Source organism: Vibrio kanaloae (assembly GCF_024347535.1).
In the GTDB taxonomy this organism is placed as follows: Bacteria; Pseudomonadota; Gammaproteobacteria; order Enterobacterales; family Vibrionaceae; genus Vibrio; species Vibrio kanaloae.
This window is the reverse complement of record NZ_AP025498.1, coordinates 515,136-538,071: the sequence shown is the minus strand read 5'-3', so window position 1 is coordinate 538,071 and position 22,936 is coordinate 515,136. Positions and strand designations below refer to the sequence as shown.

General features: G+C 44.2%; 21 protein-coding genes and 1 pseudogene. 8 read left to right on the top strand and 14 right to left on the bottom strand.

Annotated features, from left to right (window positions below):
• The first annotated feature begins 278 nt into the window (after positions 1-278).
• Positions 279-1,271 (top strand): 2-hydroxyacid dehydrogenase, encoded by a 993-nt coding sequence (locus tag OCV24_RS16695; protein ID WP_150877505.1) that lies wholly within the window; start codon positions 279-281, stop codon positions 1,269-1,271.
• 103 nt (positions 1,272-1,374) lie between these two features.
• Here OCV24_RS16695 and OCV24_RS16690 read toward each other — a convergent pair whose 3' ends face one another.
• The 8 genes from OCV24_RS16690 to ltnD form a co-directional block, all read right to left on the bottom strand.
• Positions 1,375-2,247, bottom strand: a complete 873-nt coding sequence (locus tag OCV24_RS16690) for a patatin-like phospholipase family protein (RefSeq protein ID WP_150877507.1) — start codon at positions 2,245-2,247, stop codon at positions 1,375-1,377.
• A gap of 215 nt (positions 2,248-2,462) precedes the next feature.
• The gene (locus OCV24_RS16685; RefSeq protein WP_150877509.1) at positions 2,463-3,914 is read right to left on the bottom strand and encodes a catalase; all 1,452 of its coding nucleotides are present in this window, start codon (positions 3,912-3,914) and stop codon (positions 2,463-2,465) included.
• A gap of 199 nt (positions 3,915-4,113) precedes the next feature.
• Complete coding sequence (locus OCV24_RS16680; protein WP_150877511.1) at positions 4,114-5,283, bottom strand: glycerate kinase; 1,170 nt, start codon at positions 5,281-5,283, stop codon at positions 4,114-4,116.
• A gap of 112 nt (positions 5,284-5,395) precedes the next feature.
• A complete protein-coding gene (locus OCV24_RS16675) occupies positions 5,396-6,850 on the bottom strand; it encodes a GntP family permease (protein ID WP_017057840.1) in 1,455 nt (484 codons plus the stop codon).
• Between the two features lie 167 nt (positions 6,851-7,017).
• Complete coding sequence (otnI, locus tag OCV24_RS16670) at positions 7,018-7,794, bottom strand: 2-oxo-tetronate isomerase (protein ID WP_150877513.1); 777 nt, start codon at positions 7,792-7,794, stop codon at positions 7,018-7,020.
• Complete coding sequence (gene otnC / locus OCV24_RS16665) at positions 7,794-8,459, bottom strand: 3-oxo-tetronate 4-phosphate decarboxylase (protein WP_390902107.1); 666 nt, start codon at positions 8,457-8,459, stop codon at positions 7,794-7,796. Before otnC ends, otnI begins: the two co-directional genes overlap by 1 nt.
• 11 nt (positions 8,460-8,470) lie before the next feature.
• The gene (gene otnK / locus OCV24_RS16660) at positions 8,471-9,727 is read right to left on the bottom strand and encodes a 3-oxo-tetronate kinase (protein WP_150877515.1); all 1,257 of its coding nucleotides are present in this window, start codon (positions 9,725-9,727) and stop codon (positions 8,471-8,473) included.
• A gap of 2 nt (positions 9,728-9,729) precedes the next feature.
• Positions 9,730-10,644, bottom strand: coding sequence for an L-threonate dehydrogenase (gene ltnD, locus OCV24_RS16655; RefSeq protein WP_046223225.1), 915 nt, complete (start codon positions 10,642-10,644; stop codon positions 9,730-9,732).
• Positions 10,645-10,925: 281 nt separating this feature from the next.
• Here ltnD and OCV24_RS16650 point away from each other — a divergent pair, with 281 nt between their 5' ends.
• Positions 10,926-11,681: a DeoR/GlpR family DNA-binding transcription regulator gene (locus OCV24_RS16650; protein WP_046223226.1), complete on the top strand. Its 756-nt coding sequence runs from the start codon at positions 10,926-10,928 to the stop codon at positions 11,679-11,681.
• A gap of 101 nt (positions 11,682-11,782) precedes the next feature.
• Here the strand turns inward: OCV24_RS16650 and OCV24_RS16645 are convergent, their stop codons facing one another.
• The 5 genes and pseudogenes from OCV24_RS16645 to OCV24_RS16625 all read right to left on the bottom strand — a co-directional run bounded on the left by OCV24_RS16645 (position 11,783) and on the right by OCV24_RS16625 (position 15,928).
• A complete protein-coding gene (locus OCV24_RS16645) occupies positions 11,783-12,121 on the bottom strand; it encodes a Fis family transcriptional regulator (RefSeq protein ID WP_102506733.1) in 339 nt (112 codons plus the stop codon).
• A 136-nt stretch (positions 12,122-12,257) separates the two neighbouring features.
• Positions 12,258-13,459: pseudogene (locus OCV24_RS16640) on the bottom strand (winged helix-turn-helix domain-containing protein).
• A 34-nt stretch (positions 13,460-13,493) separates the two neighbouring features.
• Complete coding sequence (locus OCV24_RS16635) at positions 13,494-14,141, bottom strand: DsbA family oxidoreductase (RefSeq protein ID WP_046223229.1); 648 nt, start codon at positions 14,139-14,141, stop codon at positions 13,494-13,496.
• A gap of 181 nt (positions 14,142-14,322) precedes the next feature.
• Entirely contained in the window at positions 14,323-15,120 is a 798-nt protein-coding gene (locus OCV24_RS16630; protein ID WP_077681245.1) for a Cof-type HAD-IIB family hydrolase, read from the bottom strand.
• Between the two features lie 241 nt (positions 15,121-15,361).
• On the bottom strand, positions 15,362-15,928 hold the full coding sequence (locus OCV24_RS16625) for a TetR/AcrR family transcriptional regulator (protein WP_136980036.1): 567 nt from the start codon (positions 15,926-15,928) through the stop codon (positions 15,362-15,364).
• A gap of 141 nt (positions 15,929-16,069) precedes the next feature.
• Here OCV24_RS16625 and OCV24_RS16620 point away from each other — a divergent pair, with 141 nt between their 5' ends.
• From OCV24_RS16620 to arsB, 3 genes are all read left to right on the top strand, one after another.
• Complete coding sequence (locus tag OCV24_RS16620) at positions 16,070-16,603, top strand: HPP family protein (protein ID WP_017057829.1); 534 nt, start codon at positions 16,070-16,072, stop codon at positions 16,601-16,603.
• A 124-nt stretch (positions 16,604-16,727) separates the two neighbouring features.
• Positions 16,728-17,069: an ArsR/SmtB family transcription factor gene (locus OCV24_RS16615; RefSeq protein ID WP_046223232.1), complete on the top strand. Its 342-nt coding sequence runs from the start codon at positions 16,728-16,730 to the stop codon at positions 17,067-17,069.
• 105 nt (positions 17,070-17,174) lie between these two features.
• Positions 17,175-18,230 (top strand): ACR3 family arsenite efflux transporter, encoded by a 1,056-nt coding sequence (gene arsB / locus OCV24_RS16610; protein ID WP_077681243.1) that lies wholly within the window; start codon positions 17,175-17,177, stop codon positions 18,228-18,230.
• A gap of 127 nt (positions 18,231-18,357) precedes the next feature.
• Here arsB and OCV24_RS16605 read toward each other — a convergent pair whose 3' ends face one another.
• Positions 18,358-19,245: a LysR family transcriptional regulator gene (locus OCV24_RS16605; protein WP_150877517.1), complete on the bottom strand. Its 888-nt coding sequence runs from the start codon at positions 19,243-19,245 to the stop codon at positions 18,358-18,360.
• 130 nt (positions 19,246-19,375) lie between these two features.
• Here OCV24_RS16605 and OCV24_RS16600 point away from each other — a divergent pair, with 130 nt between their 5' ends.
• The 3 genes from OCV24_RS16600 to glpK all read left to right on the top strand — a co-directional run bounded on the left by OCV24_RS16600 (position 19,376) and on the right by glpK (position 22,697).
• The gene (locus OCV24_RS16600) at positions 19,376-19,807 is read left to right on the top strand and encodes a PACE efflux transporter (protein WP_017057825.1); all 432 of its coding nucleotides are present in this window, start codon (positions 19,376-19,378) and stop codon (positions 19,805-19,807) included.
• Positions 19,808-20,255: 448 nt separating this feature from the next.
• On the top strand, positions 20,256-21,110 hold the full coding sequence (locus tag OCV24_RS16595) for an MIP/aquaporin family protein (protein ID WP_017057824.1): 855 nt from the start codon (positions 20,256-20,258) through the stop codon (positions 21,108-21,110).
• Positions 21,111-21,170: 60 nt separating this feature from the next.
• A complete protein-coding gene (gene glpK, locus OCV24_RS16590) occupies positions 21,171-22,697 on the top strand; it encodes a glycerol kinase GlpK (protein ID WP_017057823.1) in 1,527 nt (508 codons plus the stop codon).
• Positions 22,698-22,936 lie beyond the last annotated feature (239 nt).

Sequence of the window (22,936 nt, the reverse complement as noted above, 5' to 3'; positions counted from 1 at the left end):
GAAGCACAAGCTTCAAAGGACAGTTAGAACTAGAGAAGAGGTTCAACCCGCGAAAGTAAGATTCATTCATATTGATGAACTTATGAGCAAGCGACTTCGTAATGTGATTTTCGATGTTCAGAAGTGATGATAAAAGCCAAATAACCATAGTAGTTACAATAACTAATGTTGATAGACAAGGTTATAAAACTCTAGCACACTGAACAGAGTTGTTAGCTTTAACCCCACATCAAATCAAAATAGTTGGGGTATTCATTTTTTAGGTAAGAGAGGAAGCCATGCTTAACATTGCTTTTTTTAGCTCAAAGTCATACGACGAAAAATCATTCAATCTTGCGAAAGGTGAACTCAACGCTGAGTTTCATTTCCATGATTTTCGCCTCACATCAACCACAGCGAAAATGGCGCACGACAACGAGGTCGTTTGTGCATTTGTAAACGACGACCTATCGCGAGACGTGTTAAAGGTTCTTGCACAAGGCGGGACTAGGCTGATTGCGATGCGCTGTGCGGGCTTTGATAAAGTCGACCTAGACGCGGCCAAAGAGTTTGGTCTACAAGTGGTTCGCGTTCCTGCTTATTCACCAGAATCGGTAGCAGAACACACGGTTGGCATGATGATGTGCTTGAACCGTAAACTACACAAGGCATACCAACGTACTCGTGATGCGAACTTCTCTCTTGAGGGTTTGGTTGGCTTCAACTTCCACGGTAAAACGGTCGGAGTAATTGGTTCGGGTAAGATTGGCCTGGCGACCATGCGAATTCTGAAAGGTTTAGGCATGAACATTCTATGCTACGACCCATATCCAAACCCGTTAGCTGTTGAGTTAGGCGCTAAATACGTTGAACTCGACGAGCTTTACCAAGAGTCTGATGTGATTTCTCTACACTGCCCTATGAGCAAAGAGAATTACCATCTATTAGACGCGACTGCATTTGAGAAGATGAAAGATGGCGTGATGATCGTCAACACCAGTCGTGGTGAGTTACTTGATTCAACAGCCGCAATTGAAGCGCTCAAACAGAGCAAGATTGGTGCGCTTGGCCTAGATGTGTACGACAACGAGAAAGAGCTGTTCTTCCAAGACAAGTCTAACGATGTGATTGTCGATGACGTGTTCCGTCGCCTGTCTGCTTGTCATAACGTGCTGTTCACCGGTCACCAAGCCTTCTTGACTAAAGATGCTCTGTTCAACATTGCTAATACAACGCTAACCAGCGTCGATGCTTTCTTTGCAGGCAACACCAGTGGCAACGAACTGGTTTAATAACAGATTGGTTTAATAACAGACTCGTTTCTAAAATATGAAGCCACGCTAATTCTTGATGAACAGCGTGGCTTTTTGGTTGATACCATTATCAGGAACAGAACTAGACACAAAAGTGACAATCCTCGGTATCCAAACCATAAATGCCTTTGCGAATCGCCAGATGCTCTGCGCCAGCCTTTATACCCATCTCATAACCTGCATTCAAAATGGTTTGATCCATCGTTAAACGCTTAACTGCGAACGCTTCAGGCGGCGCAATCACCTTAATGATCGCATCCTTTGGTGGATGACGAATAAAGTCGAGGGACTGATTATAATTCTCGGCACGAACCGCCATCGACTCAGCGATGTTCGGGTATTTCTTCAGCATCTTTTTCAGCATCCACTGGTATTTCTGCGGCTTCATTCTGTAGCTTAATGGGTGAGACAGAATCACGGTAATATCACGAGCACCACGACGATAGGCTTCACGAACTGGAATCGAATCGGCGACCCCACCATCGGTATAGCAACCACCTGAGAAACAAGGTGTTTCACGGTAAGCGATTGGTAATGCGGTTGTCGCTTCAACCACATTTGAGAGGTTTTCTGGCTTAATGTGGTAGTAATCTGCACTGCCCGTATCAACATTAGTCACAGCGGCAATCAATGGGATACTTGAAAACATCTCACCACAATCAAGTGGATAGCGTTGGTTTGATTCATTCCATAGCCACTTCACATCCACCAGGTTGCCACCTTTGGCAAAGCGAGCGGGGTTGAAGAAGGTTTTGTCGGTCGCCATCGTGGTGATCACGTTATAGCTGCGTTTTGGTGCTTGAGATAAGTAACCAACCAGATTGGACACACCCGCAGATACGCCAATGGCAAAATCATAAGGACGGAAATCGTCTTCCATAAAGGCGTCCAACACTCCGGCAGCGAAGATGCCTCTCATAGCCCCACCTTCAACGATTAATGCGCTTTTACTCATCTCAAACTCTACTATTTTATAAACTGATAACGCTAGGATAATCCTGTCCATCTTATAAAGATAATGGGATAAATTTATCAATTCGATAGGTACAAACTATCAATATAAATAGTTCGATTTTTCAACATTCTAGGGGGTTTGATGAACAGCGAGATCAAAAAAGGCCATTGAGTGAGCCACTCACAGCCTTTCATTTAACTAATCAAACTTATTGATTATGACTTAAATTCACTGACATCGATTTCAAGCAATTTACCAATCCCCTCACCGTATGCAGGGTCGGCTTTGTAACAGTGTCTTAGGTGGCGTAGTTGAATCTCTTTCGGCACACCGCCTAGGTTACGAGCTGTATTATCAAATAGAATCGCTTGTTTTTCTGGGGTCATCAGACGGAATAGCTTACCCGGTTGTGAGAAGTAATCTTCATCTTCGCGGTGATCCCAGTGCGCTGCTGCTCCATCAAGGTTCAGTGCTGGTTCTGCAAAGTCTGGTTGCTCTGCCCATTGGCCTTCGTTGTTTGGCTCATAACCTAGTGTGCTACCAAAGTTACCATCAACACGCATTGCACCATCACGGTGGTAGCTGTGTACAGGGCAGCGAGGTGCGTTCACTGGAATATGCTGATGGTTAACACCCAAACGATAACGCTGCGCATCACCGTAAGCGAACAAACGACCTTGTAGCATCTTGTCTGGTGAGAAGCTAATCCCCGGAACCACGTTTGCAGGGTTGAATGCAGACTGTTCTACTTCAGCGAAGAAGTTTTGCGGGTTACGGTTCAATTCAAACTCACCCACTTCAATTAATGGGTAATCTGCGTGTGGCCAGATTTTAGTAAGGTCGAACGGGTTGTAAGGCACTTTCGCCGCATCCGCTTCTGGCATCACTTGTACTTTCAGTGTCCATTTAGGGAAGTCTTGATTATCGATACTGTCTAGCAGATCACGTTGGTGACTTTCACGGTCATCACCGATCACTTGTGCCGCTTCTGCATCAGACAAGTTCTTAATACCTTGCTGAGATTTGAAGTGGAACTTAACCCAGAAACGCTCGTTATCTGCGTTAATAAAGCTGAATGTGTGGCTGCCAAAACCGTGCATGTGACGATAAGTCGCAGGGATACCACGATCACTCATCACGATGGTGACTTGGTGAAGCGCTTCAGGTAGAGAGGTCCAGAAATCCCAGTTATTCTTCGCGCTGCGCATGTTAGTACGCGGATCACGCTTCACGGCATGGTTTAGATCTGGGAATTTAAGAGGGTCACGTAAGAAGAATACGGGCGTGTTGTTACCCACCATGTCCCAGTTACCTTCTTCGGTATAGAACTTCAATGCAAAACCACGGATATCACGTTCTGCATCAGCAGCACCACGCTCGCCCGCTACTGTCGTAAAACGTGCAAACAAGTCAGTCTTTTTACCCACTTCAGAAAACAGTTTTGCCTTGGTGTACTTTGTGATGTCGTGTGTAACGGTAAATGTGCCATAAGCACCTGAGCCTTTCGCGTGCATACGACGCTCAGGAATCACTTCACGATCAAAGTGAGCCAATTTCTCCAAAAACCAAACATCTTGAAGAAGTTGTGGACCACGTTTACCCGCAGTTTGAACATGCTGGTTATGAGCAACGGGGCAGCCTGCCGCTGTAGTTAGTTTTTTACTCATGATCTATTCCTTAGAGTTAAAGATGCAATCGTCTTACCACATCTTAGATTTGAGTGGGTTTCCCAATTAAAAACCACTAAATTACTATCAAAAAAGAATAAACCTGAGTTGGAATAAAATATAATCGTTTATATATATCGCTACTATTTATAAAACCTATCGAACTAAAATATTAAGTAAGAGCTTGTTTAACATACATTTATTCAACAATCTCCTGGCCTAATTTTAATGTTGCAGCAATATTTCTCGCGGTTCGTGTTAGGTTAATATCCGCTTCTTGCAATACCTGATTGAGAAGTTGAGGGGAACGTACTGTGCCGAACAGGCTGCTCATTTCACCGTAAAGTGCTTCAACTTCGGAGCCTAAAGAACCTGCAATTCCGATCGTTGGAATACCTTGTAAGCTCGCACGTTTAGCAATGCCATAAGGTGTTTTTCCTTGCAGGGTTTGGTTGTCCATTTGCCCTTCACCTGTAATCACAAGGTCTGCGCCCTTCAATACTTCGTCGGCTTGTAAAACATCGAGTACCATCTCGATACCGGGCTTCATCTGCATATCAAATAACAAACCAAGCCCCATAGGCGCACCACCAGCTGCACCATAACCTGTACGCTTGTTAACGGGTTCATCGCCACCAACACAACCTTGCGATTCAGCAATTTGTGCAAAATTCGCTATCGCTGTATCAAGCAGTAAGACTTGGTCAGGCGTCGCTCCTTTTTGTGGGCCGAAGATATAGCTAGCACCATTCTCACCACACAGTGGATTATCAACATCGCATGCCACAATCAACTCGACATCAGCGCAGCGCGAATCTAGGCCTGTAAGATCTATTGATGCTAGCTTTGAGAGTGCAACACCACCTCGGTTAAGTTCATGTCCTTTACCATCTAACAAACGACCACCTAGAGCTTGAACAATACCCGCACCACCATCATTAGTCGCACTGCCACCCAATCCAAGAATAATCATTTGAGCGTCCTGCTCTATCGCTTCTAAAATCAATTGCCCAGTGCCGAATGAAGAAGCCACTAGCGGATCACGCTGCTCTGGTGCTAACAAATCCAAACCTGATGCCGCAGCAATTTCAATGAGTGCGGTTTTATTGGGGTTGCTATCTGAAGCTTCAAGCATCGCCCATTCGGCATTAATCTGCTCACCCAATGGCCCCTCCACTTGATGCGTTCGTTTTTGCCCCGCCAAACCTTGCAGCAATACATCTACCGTACCTTCACCACCATCAGCCAAAGGTAAGGTCACATAATCAGCGTCTGGGAAGATTTCACGAAAGCCTTTTTCAATACACGCCGCCACCGATACCGCCGATAAAGATTCTTTAAACGAGTCTGGTGCAATAACAATTTTCATATTGATAAATCCAAAGGAATAGTAATTTTGACAATTCGCCGATCCAAAAATGCCCCAATGTCAGATTAGCAAGCCAATCAAGCAATAGGGGCAGTATATAGGCAAAAGAAGATTAGTTAGCAGTTGCTGGCTTTACTTGTGATTTCTCTTTTGATTTTAGCCATACAAATACAGCACCTAGAACCGCGATTGGGATAAGTGGGTCAATCAACGTACCACCTTTACCAAAGATAAGGTTCAAGATCATAATGATACTTGCACCGATTGCCCATGCGACGGTTGAAGATACAGACCAGATCTTAATTTGGTCAGCAAGTTCAGTAATACCTAAAGTACGGTTAATAATATGGAAGTAAGAGTCGTTTAAGTGTGAGAAACCGACAGGGCCAACAGCACAAGCAAGCGCAACAAATACGGGGTCTAGGCCTAGAGTTTCAACCAATGGCAACGTCATAGTTGCTGCAACCATCATAGAAGCTGTTGCTGACCCTTGGATTAAACGAAGCATAGATGCAATCGCCAATGGCACAAGTAGTGGTGGGATACCGCTGCTTGCAATCGCTTCAGCCACTTGGGGGCCAGCGCCAGAAGCTTTAAGTACTGCACCCATTGCGCCACCACAGCCAGTTACCACAAGAATTAGACCTGTAGTAGACAGAGCATCATCCATAGAGCTAACCATGTCTTTACGCTCGATATGACGAGTAAGACCGTATAGCGCCATAAGAACACCGATACCAACGGCAACCACAGGGTTACCAATCAACGAAATAACGCTGTGTAGTGCAGTGTCACCTTGGCCAACAAGCGTGTTGATTAGGATGAATGCGATTGGCAGCAGAATTGGACCGAATGATAAAAAGTTACTTGGTAGCTCTCTGTCATCTGTTTCTTTTACTTTTTCAAGGTTTGCCCAATCAGCTTGGTTGGTAATCCATGCTTCACCGTTTGGTACGCGGTAGTACTCGTTACTTACTCGGCGAATGTAAATCATCGAAAGTAGCATCATAGGGATCGAAACCATCAAGCCCCACATCATGTACTCACCTAGATCAACGCCTAGAATACCCGCAACAGCAACTGGCCCCGGTGTTGGCGGAACAAGTGCGTGGGTGATCAGTAGGCCAAGTGCCAGTGTCACCCCTAAACCTACCGCTGACTTACCTGTATCACGTGAAATTGCGCGAACAAGCGAGTGTAAAATGATGTACGCAGAGTCACAGAATACTGGGATAGCAACAAGTACACCAGTCAAACCAAGTGCCAAGTCTTCACGACCTTTACCACATAGCTTTACAAACGTTTTTGCCATTCTTACAGCAGCGCCAGAACGCTCAAAACATGCGCCCATGATTACGCCAAACGCGATAATTAACCCAATACCACCAAGCACGCCACCAAAGCCCGCTTTGATTGCATTAATAAGTTCTGTGGGTACCATCCCAGCAAACAGACCCATGATGATACTTGCGATAATCATCGCAAGCGCCACTGGAATTCTTGTTTTTATAATCATGCCCATCATGGCTAAAATGCCAATCACGATGCCTATCAGTGCTCCATCCATTGTGTATTCCTTTTTATGTCTATTTTTGTTGTGTAGGGGTTGCATACAAGAGACATGGGTGCGCCTCCTGCTGTACTTTCTATACAGCGGCTTATTATTCGGGCTGCTTTATTGTGTTATTACGTACTAAAGAATCAGTGCTAAAAGCTTATGCTTACTAACTGTTGCTATAAATAGGGCTTTAACCATCCCAAACCTTCTTCAGTCGAGGCTCTCGGGTTGTATTCACAGCCAATCCAGCCTTGGTAGCCTGAGTCATCCAAAACATCAAATAGATGTGAATAACTCAACTCACCTTCAGAAGGCTCATGCCTTTCAGGTACCGATGCGATTTGAATATGGCCAGTATAAGCAGCAACGTCACGAATCAATGTACTCAGATCACCATCCATGATCTGCGCGTGGTAAAGGTCTAGCTGCAGCTTTACGTTTGGACGCGCTACCAACTTAATGAGCTCAACAGCATTGCGTTGATGCGCCACAAAATAGTTAGGAACGTCACGGTTGTTAAGAGGTTCAATCATCAATTCGATACCATGCTCGGCAAATTTATCTGCGGCAAATCGAATGTTTGAAATGAAGGTTTCTACATGCTGCTGTCGAGTAAAGTTGTCATTCATCAAACCCGACATTGCATGAACTTTCTTGCAGTTCAGCACTTTAGCGTACATAAGTGCCGTATCAACGCTGGCTTTAAACTCATCTTCACGGCCAGGAATAGCAGCGAAGCCTCGTTCACCTGCGTCCCAATCACCAGGAGGCATATTGAACAGCGCCTGTTCAAAACCAAATTTCTGCATTTTGTCTGCAAGCTCTTCGGCCTCAAATGCATAAGGGAATAGGTATTCAACTGCTTTGAAGCCCTCTTGGTGTGCCTTCTCAAAACGATCTATAAATGGTACTTCTGTGAATAACATCGTTAAGTTTGCTGCGAACTTAGCCATTATTTGCCTCTCCCTTTTAAATCCATCACTTCTTCGTCCGTTAGGTAACGGATATCATTCCCTTTCAATAAGAATGCTAATTTGGCGGTCTCTTCTAGCTCTTCAGCGTTATCAACGGCATCAACAAAGTCAGTGCCTGTTACTACTGGGCCGTGATTCGCCAACAAAAATGCTCGATAGTCTCCCGCTCGCTTTGCCAATTCTTCAGCGATTTGTGGGTCACCAGGCCGTAAGTAAGGAATCACTGGTAACTCACCAATTCGCATCACGAAATACGGTGTGAAAGCCTTAATCGCGTTGTTACGATCCAACCCTTCAAGACACGACAGTGCGGTAAGATAGGTAGAGTGCAGATGAACAATCGCATTGCATACAGGATTGTTACGGTAAATAGCTAAGTGGAATTCGACCTCTTTCGAAGGCTTTTTACCTGAAATATGGTTACCATCGATATCAACAACCGACAATTCCTCAGCCACAAGACGACCAAATGAAGAGCCTGTTGGTGTTGCTAGAAAATGCCCATTTGGCAATTTTATAGATAGGTTACCAGCGCCACCTGTCGCGTAACCTCGTTCGAACATTGAACGAGCGAGCGTGACCATTTGTCCACGCAACTGCTGCTCGCTCAAAAGTGGCTGTACATTCATTAAATTATTACCCATCGAATCACCACCTATAGAAAAAATGACTGTGCTTTAGCAAAGAAGTTTTCGTCACCAAAATTGCCTGACTTAAGAGCCAGACAAAGTTCACCTTCAACCGATTTCACCCAAGGTACACCCGGTGTAATTTGAGGACCGATATGGAAACCTTTTACCCCTAAGCTTTGAGTTACGACACCAGAGGTTTCACCACCAGCAACGATGAAGTTTTTCACGCCATGTTGTTTTAGTTTGATAGCGAGTTGACTAAAAAACTGTTCAACGGCGTAGCTTGAAGTGTGTGCGCCGTATTTTTCTTGAATTGCTTTAAGTTCGGCAGCATCTGCGGTTGCATAAACCAAAGGAGCAAATTCACCTTGGTTATTGGTCATCACCCAATCGAACACTTCATTGGCGTATTGATCATTGGTTAAGCAAGCCTTCACATCGATAACAAAATGAGGAGCAAGCTGCTTGTATACCGCAACTTGTTGGTTAGTCATCAATGAACAAGAACCAGAGAACACAACGGTTGGTGCTTTGACTGGGCTACCTGCATGTTTTGCATCACTTTGGTCAGCAAGATGTTCTGTCCAATTTTTAGCGATACCAGCAGCTAAGCCTGAGCCACCTGTGATTAGTTTCAGAGATTTAGCTGCTTGACCTAACGTCACCAAGTGCTCGGCATTAAATGCGTCTACCACAGCGTAGCGACTACCTTGAGCTTTGAGTTCGTTAAAACGAGCGGTAACCGCATCAGAGCCCTGTTCAATCGTTTGAAAGTTAACTAAACCGGAAACACCTTCTGATTGTGCGTCCATCATTCGAACCACACTTGAATCCGTCATTGGTGTAACAGGGTGATTACGCATACCTGAATCACTGAGCAACTCACCAAAAACAAACAAGTGACCGTTGTAAACCGTGCGACCATTTACTGGTAATGCAGGGCAAACCATAGTGAAAGATTCTCCAAGTTCAGCCAAAAGTGCATCTGTTACGGGACCGATGTTGCCCTCAGCAGTACTGTCGAACGTTGAGCAGTATTTAAAATAAAACTGTTGGCAACCTTGAGATTGAAGCCATTTAAGCGCAGCAACAGAATCAGTTACCGCTTCGTCAACTGGGCAAGAGCGAGATTTAAGGCTGATCACCACAGCATCTGCTGATGCGTCAAACTCTCCTGTAGGAATGCCATTTAATTGAACAGTGCGCATACCGTTTTCAACCAAGAAACCTGCAATGTCTGTTGCACCAGTGAAGTCGTCTGCAATTACACCTAATAACATGATTACTTCTCCACCTTTGACGTACTTACACCAGGAAGATCAATACCTTGGAAGACTTTAATCACAGCGCTGTCGTCTTCTTGACCAAAGCCTGCATTGCTCGCGCTAACGAACATATTTAGTGCAGCACTTGATAGTGGAAGTGGGAAATTCAGGTCTTGAGCGGTATCTGATACCAAGTTCAAATCCTTCACAAAGATATCAACCATAGATTTTGGAGAGTAATCACCATCGACTACGTGCTTCATGCGGTTCTCGAACATCCAAGAGTTACCTGCTGCATTCGTCACAACGTCGTACATCAAATCAAGCGGAATGTTAGCGCGTGCGGCGAGTGCCATCGCTTCAGCGCCCGCAGCAATATGAACACCTGCTAGTAACTGGTGGATAATCTTAACGGTCGCACCAAGGCCAATGTCCTCACCGATGTTGTAGACTTTCGCGGCAGTTGCATCAAGTACCGGAGCCAGTGCTTCAAATGTGGTCGCCGCACCTGAAGCCATAATCGTCATTTCGCCTGCTTCTGCTTTTACTGCACCGCCGGACACTGGCGCATCCAGCATCACAAGCTCATATTCAGCAAGCTGAGCTTCGATTTGTTTCGCGTCTTCTGCTGAGATCGTAGCCGAGACCATAACTGGCGTGTTAGGTCTTAGTGCCGCCGCAAGACCAGTCTTAAACAGTACCGTGTTAACTTGAGCAGCATTCACAACTAATACCAAAACAGAATCAAGTTTGTCTGCAAACTCGACAGCATTCGTCGATACCGCTTTTGCACCAAACGAACCCAGCTCTTCTAATGCTTGTGCATTTAGGTCAAAACCATAGACATCAAGGCCAGCACGCACACATGATTTCGCTGCGCCCATTCCCATTGAACCTAAACCGATCACTCCGACAGATTGAACTTCACTCATAATATCAATGCCTTCTTGGTAATTTCGTAAACTTTAAGCTTGTTAATTCTTGTTTATGTTTGTGATTATATGTGAAGTAGATACCAACGACTTAGTGATAAGTCACATTTTTAACAAAAATTAACACAACCACTCAATTTAGTCCTTTAGAGGCAGCAAAAATTCACGTAAAAGGCGGATATCACACTTTAAAGCCCAAATAGGGAACATAAGTTCACAGATCTTCACAAATGAGGTAAAGGTTGTTAGGATGATGAAAAACAAGAACATAGAAGAAAACCATGATTCCAGCAGAGCGTCAGAGAACCATTTTGTCACTGTTATCACACCAAGAAGTGATTAGTATTTCTGAGTTAGTCGAACAGCTCGACGTGTCACACATGACCATTCGTCGAGACATAGTAAAGCTGGAAGCTTCTGGAAAAGTCGTTTCAGTATCTGGAGGGGTCCAATTAGCTCAAGCCTTGCATCGCGAGCTGTCTCATGATGCTAAAGTAGAACAACAAGCAAACGAAAAGGTCCAAATCGGTAAGCTTGCTGCCCAACTTATCGAAAAAGATGCCACTGTCTATTTAGATGCAGGAACGACCTCATTGGAAATCGCCCATCAGTTAACAACACGTGAAGATCTGTTAATCATCACCAATGACTTCTCAATCGCGGCTTATTTAATGAACCACTCACCATGCGAGATTTATCATACGGGTGGTAAAGTCGATCGAGAGAACCAATCGAGTGTTGGTGGGAAAGTCGCTGAGTTCTTGGCAGGGATGAATATTGATATTGCGTTTATTTCCTCTTCTTCTTGGAGTTTAAAAGGCTTATCGACACCAAACGAAAATAAAGTGTTGGTTAAAAAGGCCATTGTAAAAGCAGCACAAGCCAACTACCTAATATCTGACTCTACTAAGTATGGTCGAATTGCAACCTTTCACGCCTTAGACCTGGATACACTTGATGGTGTCATTACTGACAAAAACTTATCCACTAGTGTTATTGAAGAACTTGAAGAAAAAGGCATTCAAGCTATCTGTTAATGATAAGCAAATTTTCCAAATAGCATTCGTCGAGTCCCGATTATCAGTATTGGGAAAGCATCATCACGAGGGCCACCACTTGTGAGCCCCCACCAAAACGCTTACAACCTCTTACTCCATTTCCCTTGGTGATCACGGTCACAGTTTTCCTGTGTATCGTAACTGACATGCTTATCGATATTCTTCAGTTGGATCCCAACCTGATTAAACGCCTTTTGGGTTGCCTCAGAAACACTCTGCTTGCCTTCGCCATTCAAAAAGTTAGTTCTATCCTGATTGGTATCGAATACGCAGATGATTTTTAAGCTTTGCGGGAAAGAGGAAAAGTTGACCACGTGCGTTACCCACAAAAAACCGTCATAGCTTTTCAACGTGTCTTCGCAAACGTCCGTTAGTACGTCTCTGATTTGATTCTCTATTTTCTTATCTGATTTTCGCATGAAGCGAGATTCCTATTTAACACCTTAAAAAGTAAGGTTTTTCGGTCAATATTGTCTTAACCGACATTGGACACTGTGACTATTGCAAATGCAAAGTATTTATCAAATCAGATATATCGAGATTAAGCATTAAGACTTAACGGCGACCACTATGCCAATGCTCCATCAAGCCTTGACCAAAGTTTGTGGGCGTGGTGGTGGTGGAAACAATCATCTCATCACACTGATTGAACACCATAAAATGCTTAAGTTCATTGCATAAAGCGTGAATCAATGACTCATGACTTTTAACTCTGTCTTCAACAACCAAGTTACGGATATGAAATATTCGACTCTTCCTGTCAACCTTACAATCCATTCGTGCCACCAGCCCACTTTGCCACAGAATTGGTAAACTAAAGTAACCAAACTGACGCTTGGCTTCAGGAACATAGCACTCAAGAAGGTAGTTAAAATTGAACAGTGATTGTATTCGCTTGCGTTGAATCAACAGATTATCGAACGGAGAAAGTATCTTTAACCTAGTTCGAGAAAGAGGCTGATTCAGCAGTTCAAACGCATCAGGCAACACATAATATTCAGAACCCTGAATATCCACCTTCACGACTTGTTTATCTTCAAACATCTGTTGGAGTGTTTTCTGAATCAGTGGTTTCGTATTCTTAAGGAGATAGCTCATTTCCGACGCTATTCCAACTCCGTTAGCCTCTAAATAACGTGTTATCAGATGCTCGATGTACTCTTGTTCTGTCGGCTCAGAGGTATCAATTCCGCTTGGTAAAACTCGCTCGGTTAGGTCATACACCTTATGAAAGTTCACTCGGCTCGGCACCATTAAGTTACCTGCATAAACAAAGTCTCTAGCGCCTGTTTGGCAGGTTTTCCGCCCCATCCACCAGGGTTTGGTCTATCCCCTTCAAAGTCTTTGGCCATTAATGGCCCTTCACTCTCAATACGTTTGAGAACATGCGCCATGAGTGCGTCGTCTTTTTTATACCAATGCTTGAGCTTACCGCTCGCAAACCCATTCTTTCGATGCAGGCTGAAACGGTAATCTCGCATGGGTAAATACGCGGCGGCGTGCGACCAATACTCAAACACCTCTCGACGCTCTAGCAGCTTATCAAGATGGTTCAATTGGTAGTCTTGATTACGATTCCACAACGTATGATGGTGGGCTCGCTGAATCACAGAGATGGTATCGATTTGCACATACCCAAGGTTTTCAATCGCAGACAGGGTATTCGCCAAAGCGCTGCCATTGCGTTGCTTCTTTGGGGGGAGCTTTTGCGAAAGCAATACAATTTTTTGCGCTTGAGCGAGTGACAATGATTCCATGTAATTCAGACTCTAATTGATACCAATGATCCGTTTATGATTCAGCAATAAGCTCTTGAAGAATCTGCTTGTACGTTTCTACCGTCTGCGCGCCCGTTACTGCACTCTTACGGTTGAACACCACAGTAGGAACAGCTGAGATGCCCATGCGTTGCCATTCAAACTCTTGCGCTTCAATTTGCTTCAAGTTGTCGGTGTTCTTTAGGCGCTTCAGTGCCTTCGTTGAGTTTAGCCCAACCGCTTCAAGTTCTTGTGCCATGACTTCAAGGTCAGACAGGTCTTTCTGCTCTGTGAAGTGAGCAGTAAAAAAGCGTAGCTTTAACTCAGTCTGTTTACCGTGCGCTAGTGCAAAATCGAGAAGCACATGTAGATGACGTGAATTGACCATTCTCATGCTGTCATAGAAATTGAAATCGAACCCAACCGCTTTTCCACGAGCCGCAAGCTGTTCACGTGAACGTTGACTCTCTTCTGCGCTAGAACCGTACTTTCTCATGATGTGATCACGCAGGTTTTCACCCTCTTGTGGCATATCAGGGTTGAGCTCAAACGGCTGCCATTCAAGTTCAACCTGTTGTTCTAAGCCAAGTTCTGAAACGGCTTGCTCTAAGTTTTTGTAACCGACCACGCACCACGGGCACATTACGTCAGAAATAATATCAAGTTGAAGTTTGTTGCTCATAATCATTCCAATTATCGTTACTAAGGCGTATCCAATTCAAAGTGGATACCCATCTTTGTCACTAAGACTACAATGATTTGAACAAGCGTTCAAATTAAACTCGATGAACCAGTAACCAACAAAAAAGCCAACTCATATTACCGAGTTGGCTTTGATAACAATCTGATTGAGCTTTACCACGTTACGCTAGCAGCTTCTCTAGTACTTGGAACACACCCGCATCAACGTTACTTGGCGCGCCAAAACGTGCGATCTCTTTTAGCTTAGGATGTGCGTTTTCCATTGCGTAAGAGTGGTAGCTCTCTTTAAGCATTTCCAAGTCATTTAGATAATCACCAAAACTCATTGTCTGCTCGTAAGTGAAGCCGAGTGTGTTTTGTAGATGTTTAATCGCCGCACCTTTTGATGCCTCTGCGTTCATCACATCCAGCCAAATTTTCGCACTTACCACCACTTGGTAATTGTCACCAAACTTGGCGTTGATGCTTGGATTCACTTTCTCTTGTGAACCATCAAAATGGCAGATAGCTACCTTAATAAAATCATCTTCTACCGCCAGCAAGTCTTCGACTTGCTCACGGCGGTGATAGTACTTGGAGATCTCAGCTAGAGCACGCTCATCTTTAGTTTCGATGTATGCTGATTTCTTACCGCATAGCACCACATGCGCGCCTTCAATAGCACGAGCTTCTTTAATGATCTCTTTGATGGCATCGGTATCAAGCAAGCAGCTATAAAGCTCTTGGCCTTTGTGCATCACCAATGTGCCGTTTTCAGCAACGAACATCATGCGATCTTTAAGTGGAGCAAAGGTTTCCATCAAGCTGTAGTACTGACGACCCGATGCCGCAGCAAAAATAATGTCTTGGGCTTCTAAGCGCTCATAAAGCTTGAAAAATTCCGGGTCTAACTTCCCGTGTTCATTAAGCAGAGTGCCGTCCATATCAGCAGCGATAAATTTGATGTTCTGTTGTGGCATTTCCGGGCTTACCTATAAGTAATACCAATCGTAGTAAATAACTGTTCATCCTAGCTGGTTAAAATACTCGATAACTGCGTTAGAATTTTTGATTGTAGAATAACTACTTATCAAAAAATTCCGCCTTGTTCTCAAGTCTTTTTCCTGCGCTATTTCTGATCATTTACTTACTGTGATTGGTATGAAAATTAAATAGCAAATTATGATTTTTCGTTATCTTGTGTAACGGTTCTGCGTTCGATTATATCGTTAGATCAGCCAATGCATGCAAAGCTTTTCGATAAGGTTCTCTATTTAAACCTAATTTCCCAAACTCACTCCTCACGATAAGACCTTCAATAAAGGTCATCACCGATTCACTACACAATTCCAGTAACGCATCATCTCCATTTTTATCATGATTAATCACACGAAGAATCGTGTTTTTAAGCCACGCTTTATGTTGCTGGGATAGCATCGCTATATCATCCTCAGACGCTTTAAACTCCGCTAAAGCGTGCATGAACATGCATCCTTTGAAATCAGGTTGCTCAAACCAAGCAAAGTGCCAGTCTAATAACGCGTCAAGTTGACCCTCAGCACCAGCACCAGCACCCGATATAAGAAACGTTTCTAGGCTCAATTCAAACCGCTGATGACGCCTAGTCAATACCGCCTCAATTAGTCTGGTTTTGGACCCAAAGTGGCGGTACATCGATGTCTTAGAAACTCCAGCTTCATCTCGGATCATATCTACACCAACCGCGGTATAGCCAAATTGGTTAAACAAAGACTCAGCTACATCCAAGATCTGCTCTTTCTTACTCATGCCTGCCCCCCATCTCAAATCCGATAAAATTTAGTATTGCTAAATTTTCTGTTGCCAATAGTGTACAGATCTGTATCATTTAACTCAACATGTACAGATCTGTACACTTTATATTCTTAATCTTAAATGAAGGAAATCGTGATGATTAAAAAGCTAACCGGCGGAGGTGAACTTCCTCCACGCGCGACGATCAGTCAGCTGTTAAAAGGCTTTATCGGAGGGACCGCAGGGATATTCGTATTGTGCATGCTCGCAGAGCAATCTGAAGTACCTTGGTTAATGGCTCCGTTTGGAGCAACGTGTGTTCTATTATTCGCAGTTCCAACATCGCCGCTAGCTCAACCCAGAAACATCATCGCTGGTCATTTTATCTCTGCCGTGGTTGGGTTGATCGCACTGTATGGGTTTGGTGATTCTTATTTAGTGATGGCGTTGGCGGTAGGATCCGCAATTATGTTGATGCTGTACTTTCGCGCCGTTCATCCACCAGCGGGAGCCAATCCAATCGTAATTACACTGGCAGGCACAGCATCCGTAGACTGGACTTTCTTATTCACCCCCGTCTTAGTCGGCAGCATTGCACTGGTTTGTATTGGAGCCATGCTCAATAACACGTCGCCACAACAAAAATGGCCATTGTATTGGGTAGGGAAATCAAAAATCGAAAACGGCTAATAGATGGCAGAGCCAAGTAATGAACGTCCATGCAGGCTAATAAATAAATTCGCATTGACCCCTAGCAAAAATAGTCTTACTATTAATCGTCTTTTAACGATTAGTAGCAATGAGTCCACTAAGTATGACTGCAACATGCCAAGCAACAGATAGCTGTTCTCTACCTCTTCCGCCGAGTAATGCTGAAGCAGAAAAAGAGATGGCTGCGTTAGCGAAAGCACTCGCTCACCCGGCAAGAGTTCGTATATTGAGTATTCTTTCAACGCTAGAAAAATCGGGGGGCTGTTTGAACAGTGACTTGGTTAGCGAATTAGGTTTGGCGCAATCGACAGTATCAGAGCACCTAAGAATCTTGAAAACCTCAGGTTTCATCACTGCTGAATCGATACCACCGAAGATGTGTTATCGCATTAACCGAGATAATATTCAGCAATTTGAGACGCTAATCGGCACCATTTTGAAATAGATTTATCGCGCTTAGTTTGTCGAATACGGAATAAACTAAGCGTATTTTTTTGCTTTCCAGTATCGCCTTTCGACGATTAGCGATATCAACCAAAGAGAAAATATCATGAAACCAAAGTTAGGTTTTCTAGATCGCTACTTAACACTGTGGATCTTTATTGCCATGGGCCTTGGTGTATTGCTTGGCATCCTGTTCCCACAGATCGAACAGTGGAATGAATCGATGTCGGTTGGTACCACCAACATTCCGCTTGCGATTGGCCTTATCTTAATGATGTACCCACCTCTGGCTAAGGTTAACTACAACCTATTAGGTACTGTGGTCAAAGATAAGAAAGCCATCAAACTATCTCTGATCATGAACTGGCTTGTTGGCCCGATTCTGATGTTCGTGTTGGCGCTAACATTCTTAGGCGATCACCCAGGTTATATGGTCGGCGTGATTCTGATTGGTCTTGCTCGTTGTGTGGCGATGGTGCTGGTTTGGAACGACATCGGCGGCGGTAACAAAGAATACGGCGCGGCATTGGTTGCTCTAAACAGTGCATTCCAAGTGGTGAGCTACAGCTTTATGGCGTGGTTATTCATCAGCGTTCTACCGCCAGTATTTGGTTACGAAGGCATGTTGGTTGATATCTCGATGATCGATATTGCACACAGTGTTCTTATCTACCTAGGTATCCCATTCCTGGCGGGCTTCCTAAGCCGTAAGATCCTTGTGTCGATGAAAGGCGAGCAGTGGTACAACGACGTGTTTATTCCACGCATCTCTCCAATCACACTGATTGCACTACTGGCCACTATCGTTCTGATGTTCAGCCTAAAAGGCGAGATGATTGTTGAACTGCCAATGGACGTATTGTTGATTGCTGTTCCACTGACTATCTACTTCACAGCGATGTTCTTCATCAGCTTCTTCATTGGTAAGAAGATGGGTATTGAATACGACAAGAACGCATCAATTGCATTCACAGCGACAGGTAACAACTTCGAGCTAGCGATTGCCGTTGCTATCTCAGTGTTCGGTATCAACTCAGACCAAGCGTTTGCAGGTGTTATCGGTCCACTGATTGAAGTACCAGTATTGATTTACCTAGTGAACGTGGCGCTTAAGATGAAAGACAAGTACTACAATGGTCAAACAGTTAAACCTAGCATCTAACGTCTACATCTACATCTACATCTACATCTACATCTAGCAAGCAGTATAACTTTAAACAGAAAGGCTCACACGTTAAACGGTGAGCCTTTCTTTTGTTAAGTTTGATCCAATTTAAGTATCGTCTAGATTACGTTTCGTCCAATAAGCCTTTCAATGCTTGTTCAAGCCAAAGCAATGCAGGACCTTTTGAGCGTGTTTTAGACAAAACAAGATCAACGGGCGGTGACCATGTCTTGTGATCGAATGAGACATTAATCTCCACTAAACATTGCTTATTCAGCTCCTCTTCGACAAGGTGCTTGGGTAAGTATGCCCAGCCAATATCGCTGCCAAGCACCATCTCTTTGATAACAATAAAGCTGTTTGACCACCACACCTTACCGGCAATCAGCGGAAACTGATCCATCACCTTGCCTTTGTCTCCCCTCAACATTAATTGACGATGCGGGAGTAAATCAGAGAGTTTCGCGATACTTGGTTTTGCTAGCGAATGACTTGGATGACACACAGCAATAAACGGTAAGTGGCCGATAAAGCAAGGCTCAGAGCCTACATCAAAAGCCAAATTGGTAAACATCAGTCCAATGTCGGCTCTCTCTTCGATAATTAATGGATTGACCTCTGTTGTGGTACACGCAACCAGTTCAACTTCAGTCGCAGGGAATTGCTTACTGAATCCACTAAGGATCTTAGATAGGTTCGGGACCAATAGTGAATCATCTAATGCAATTTTGATGAGCCCCTCTTCACCGCTACCCATTGCGTTAACCGTTACATTAAGATCTTCAACCTGAAGTACGATCGCTTTCACCTGTTTAAATAACTGCTCGCCCGCTTTGGTTAGTGAAGGCTTTCGAGTCGAGCGATCAAAAAGCTCAACATTAAAATCTATTTCAAGATTACTGATGCCTTGGCTTACCGCCGACTGCACCTTCCCCAAATGACGAGCACTGGCAGAAAATGACCCTAATTCAACGGCATACACAAACATTTTCAGCTGTTCAATGTTGTACATTCGGTTTCTCCCAAAACTTACTATCACAATATGTGATTCTAACTATCTTTATATTATCACTTAAGTAGATACTATCTAGTCAAGTCATTAGCCCATCGGCGGCTATTTAATCGTAAAGAGAGTTAGAAAAATGTCACATAAAGAACGCATGTTGCACATGGTGCTATTTGAATTAGTTGCTTTGGTTTTGATGGCAGGGCTTGCAACGTATATCACCGGAGATGGTGCAGGAAAAATGGCGGGGTTAGCACTTGCGATGTCATTCATCGCAATGGCTTGGAATTACGTTTACAACTACGGCTACGATAAAGTATTCGGAGCCGACCGCAGTACACGGACTAAGAGGACTCGCGTTTTACACGGGTTAGGGTTTGAGCTTGGCTTGATGACAGTGACTCTTCCTGTCCTGATGTGGGTTCTACAACTCGACTTCCTAACCGTACTGATCATGGACATCGGCCTAGTTATTTTCTTCGTACTTTACGCGATTGCGTTCAACTGGGTATATGACTCGGTTCGAGATCAATTGGTAGCGAAAGGAAAAGTGGCAGCTCTGGTTTAGAGCGGTAAGTTCGTATCGTATAACAAGAACATACACCCAAATTAAAACTGCCAAACTACAACATAGTTGGCAGTTTATTCATTTATGCATATAAGCTCATTTGTTAACGCCCCTGTTACATAGCAAAAACATCACACAGCCCTCCCTAATTAAGTCTAATAATCCGCCACTCACGAAGTAGCATCACAAATCCAAACATAAACTCCTCGTACCAGTTGCGCATTCATTTACATATAGGTAGTTTGAGCGGCTTCGCAACCTATCAATTAGAACAATGACATTCATGCGAGCATCTTTTTCGAGCAAAAGTGTTCGGATTAACATTTCAAGTGACTTTAATTAACAATTTTATGCTCAAACGCTCACTTTTGATGTTCGTTTATTTTCGAGTTCGCAAATATATGCACAATACACGTGCTAGATAAGCAAAACTAAAAAGGACTCGAACATGACAACAAACAAACACCCTTCTTTATTTGGGCAATGCTTGGCTGAATTTATCGGTACAGGATTACTCATATTCTTCGGCGTTGGCTGTGTGGCTGCTCTGGTATTAACTGGTGCGACATTCGGACAATGGGAAATCAGCATCATCTGGGGCTTAGGTGTTGCTATCGCAATCTACTGTACTGCCGGTGTTTCTGGCGCACACATTAACCCTGCAGTCACCATCGCACTGGCAATGTTCCACGGCTTTGATAAAGCGAAAGTTGTGCCTTACATCATTTCTCAGCTACTTGGCGCATTTTGCTCTGCGGCATTAGTTTACAGCCTGTACAGCAACCTATTCACTGACTACGAGATTGCACATAACTTCGTTCGTAGCAGCCAAGACGCACTATCAACCGCTGGTATCTTCTCAACTTACCCACATGCTTCACTTTCTTTCTTTGGCGCTTTTGCTGTGGAATTCGTGATTACAGCTGTGTTGATGTTTGCAATTTTGGCACTAGGTGATGAGAACAATGGCGCATCTCGCGGTGCAATGAACCCACTGCTAATCGGTATTCTTATCGCGGTAATTGGTGGTTCTTTAGGCCCACTGACAGGCTTTGCAATGAACCCTGCTCGTGACTTTGGACCAAAACTCTTTGCTTACTTTGCTGGGTGGGACTTCGCCCTGACTGGTGCTCGTGATATCCCTTACTTCATCGTACCAATTATCGCTCCAATTGCTGGCGCGTGCTTTGGTGGTTGGTTGTACCCAAAAGCTATCGGTGCTTACTTACCAATAGAAGGCCAAGGTTGCACGATTCCAAACCAATGTGAAACAGAAGAAGAAGCTGAACAAGCTCAAGCTTAATCCCTAAGCGACCGTACATTTACTAAAATATAAATAACAAGACAAAAAAGGATTCTTACCATGACCGAGCAAAAATACATTGTTGCCCTAGACCAAGGCACCACAAGTTCTCGCGCTGTAATCCTCGATCACGATGCAAACATCGTAAGTTCTTCTCAACGAGAATTCACTCAGATCTACCCTAAAGCCGGTTGGGTTGAGCATGATCCAATGGAAATCTGGGCCTCTCAAAGCTCTACATTGGTTGAAGCCCTAGCTAAAGCGGGTATTCGCAGCGATGAATTGGCAGGCATTGGTATCACTAACCAACGTGAAACCACTATTGTTTGGAACAAAGAAACTGGCAAACCAGTTTATAACGCAATTGTATGGCAATGTCGCCGTACTGCAGATATCTGTGAAGACCTTAAAGCACGTGGCCTAGAAGACTACGTACGTGATAATACAGGCTTAGTCCTTGACCCGTATTTCTCAGGTACCAAAGTAAAATGGATTCTAGACAACGTTGAAGGCGCTCGTGAAGACGCTGAAGCAGGCAAGCTATTGTTCGGTACGGTTGATACTTGGTTGGTTTGGAAAATGACCCAAGGACGTGTACACGTTACGGATTACACCAACGCGTCACGTACTATGTTGTTCAACATCAATGACCTATGTTGGGATCAGAAGCTACTTGACGAAATGGGTATTCCAACGTCAATGATGCCAGAAGTGAAACGTTCTTCTGAGGTATACGGTCAAACAAACCTTGGTGGTAAAGGTGGTACTCGTATCCCAATCGCGGGTATTGCGGGTGACCAACAAGCTGCACTTTACGGTCAAATGTGTGTAGAAGCAGGCCAAGCTAAGAACACTTACGGTACAGGTTGTTTCCTTTTAATGAACACAGGCCAAGAGAAAGTAACGTCTAAAAACGGCCTACTAACCACGCTAGCATGTGGCCCTAAAGGCGAACCTGCATACGCGCTTGAAGGTGCGGTATTCATGGGAGGGGCATCAATCCAATGGCTACGTGATGAGATGAAGCTACTGGATGGCGCTGAAGACTCTGAGTACTTCGCGACGAAAGTAGATACTTCAAACGGCGTTTATGTGGTGCCTGCGTTTACTGGTTTAGGCGCGCCATACTGGGACGCTTATGCTCGTGGTACGATCGTTGGCCTCACTCGTGGCGTTAACTCTAATCATATCATCCGTGCAACACTAGAAGGGATTGCCTACCAAACTCGCGACGTACTAGACGCGATGCAAGCAGACTCTGGCATCAAGCTAGCAAACCTACGAGTTGATGGTGGAGCAGTAGCGAATAACTTCCTAATGCAATTCCAATCAGACGTGCTGGATACTGAAGTTCATCGCCCTGAAGTAACAGAAGTAACAGCGCTTGGTGCGGCTTACCTTGCTGGCCTGGCGGTTGGTTTCTGGGACAATATTGACGAGCTTCAATACAAAGCCGTTCTAAACCGTACATTTATGCCTCACCACGATGAAGAGAAGCGTAACCGCCGCTACAAAGGCTGGAAGCGCGCAATCAAGTGTGCTCAAGTTTGGTCTGAGCTTCACACTGAAGATGAAGGCGAAGACTAAGATACGAATAGGCTATATCGGACAGGTACAGTTGTTCGAGTCGCAGTAAACGAAACTAAAAAGAGCACTTTATTGTGCTCTTTTTTGCGTTTCAGCGTTTGTTTTTGTATTTTGAGCTTCGTTTTTGCGGTTTAGACATGATTCCTTACCATCATTACTTCTCTCTACGTATCAATTCGAGCACAATAGCGCGAGGTTATGTTTAGAATTAGGTGCGCTAAAACACAGCAGCGCGCAGG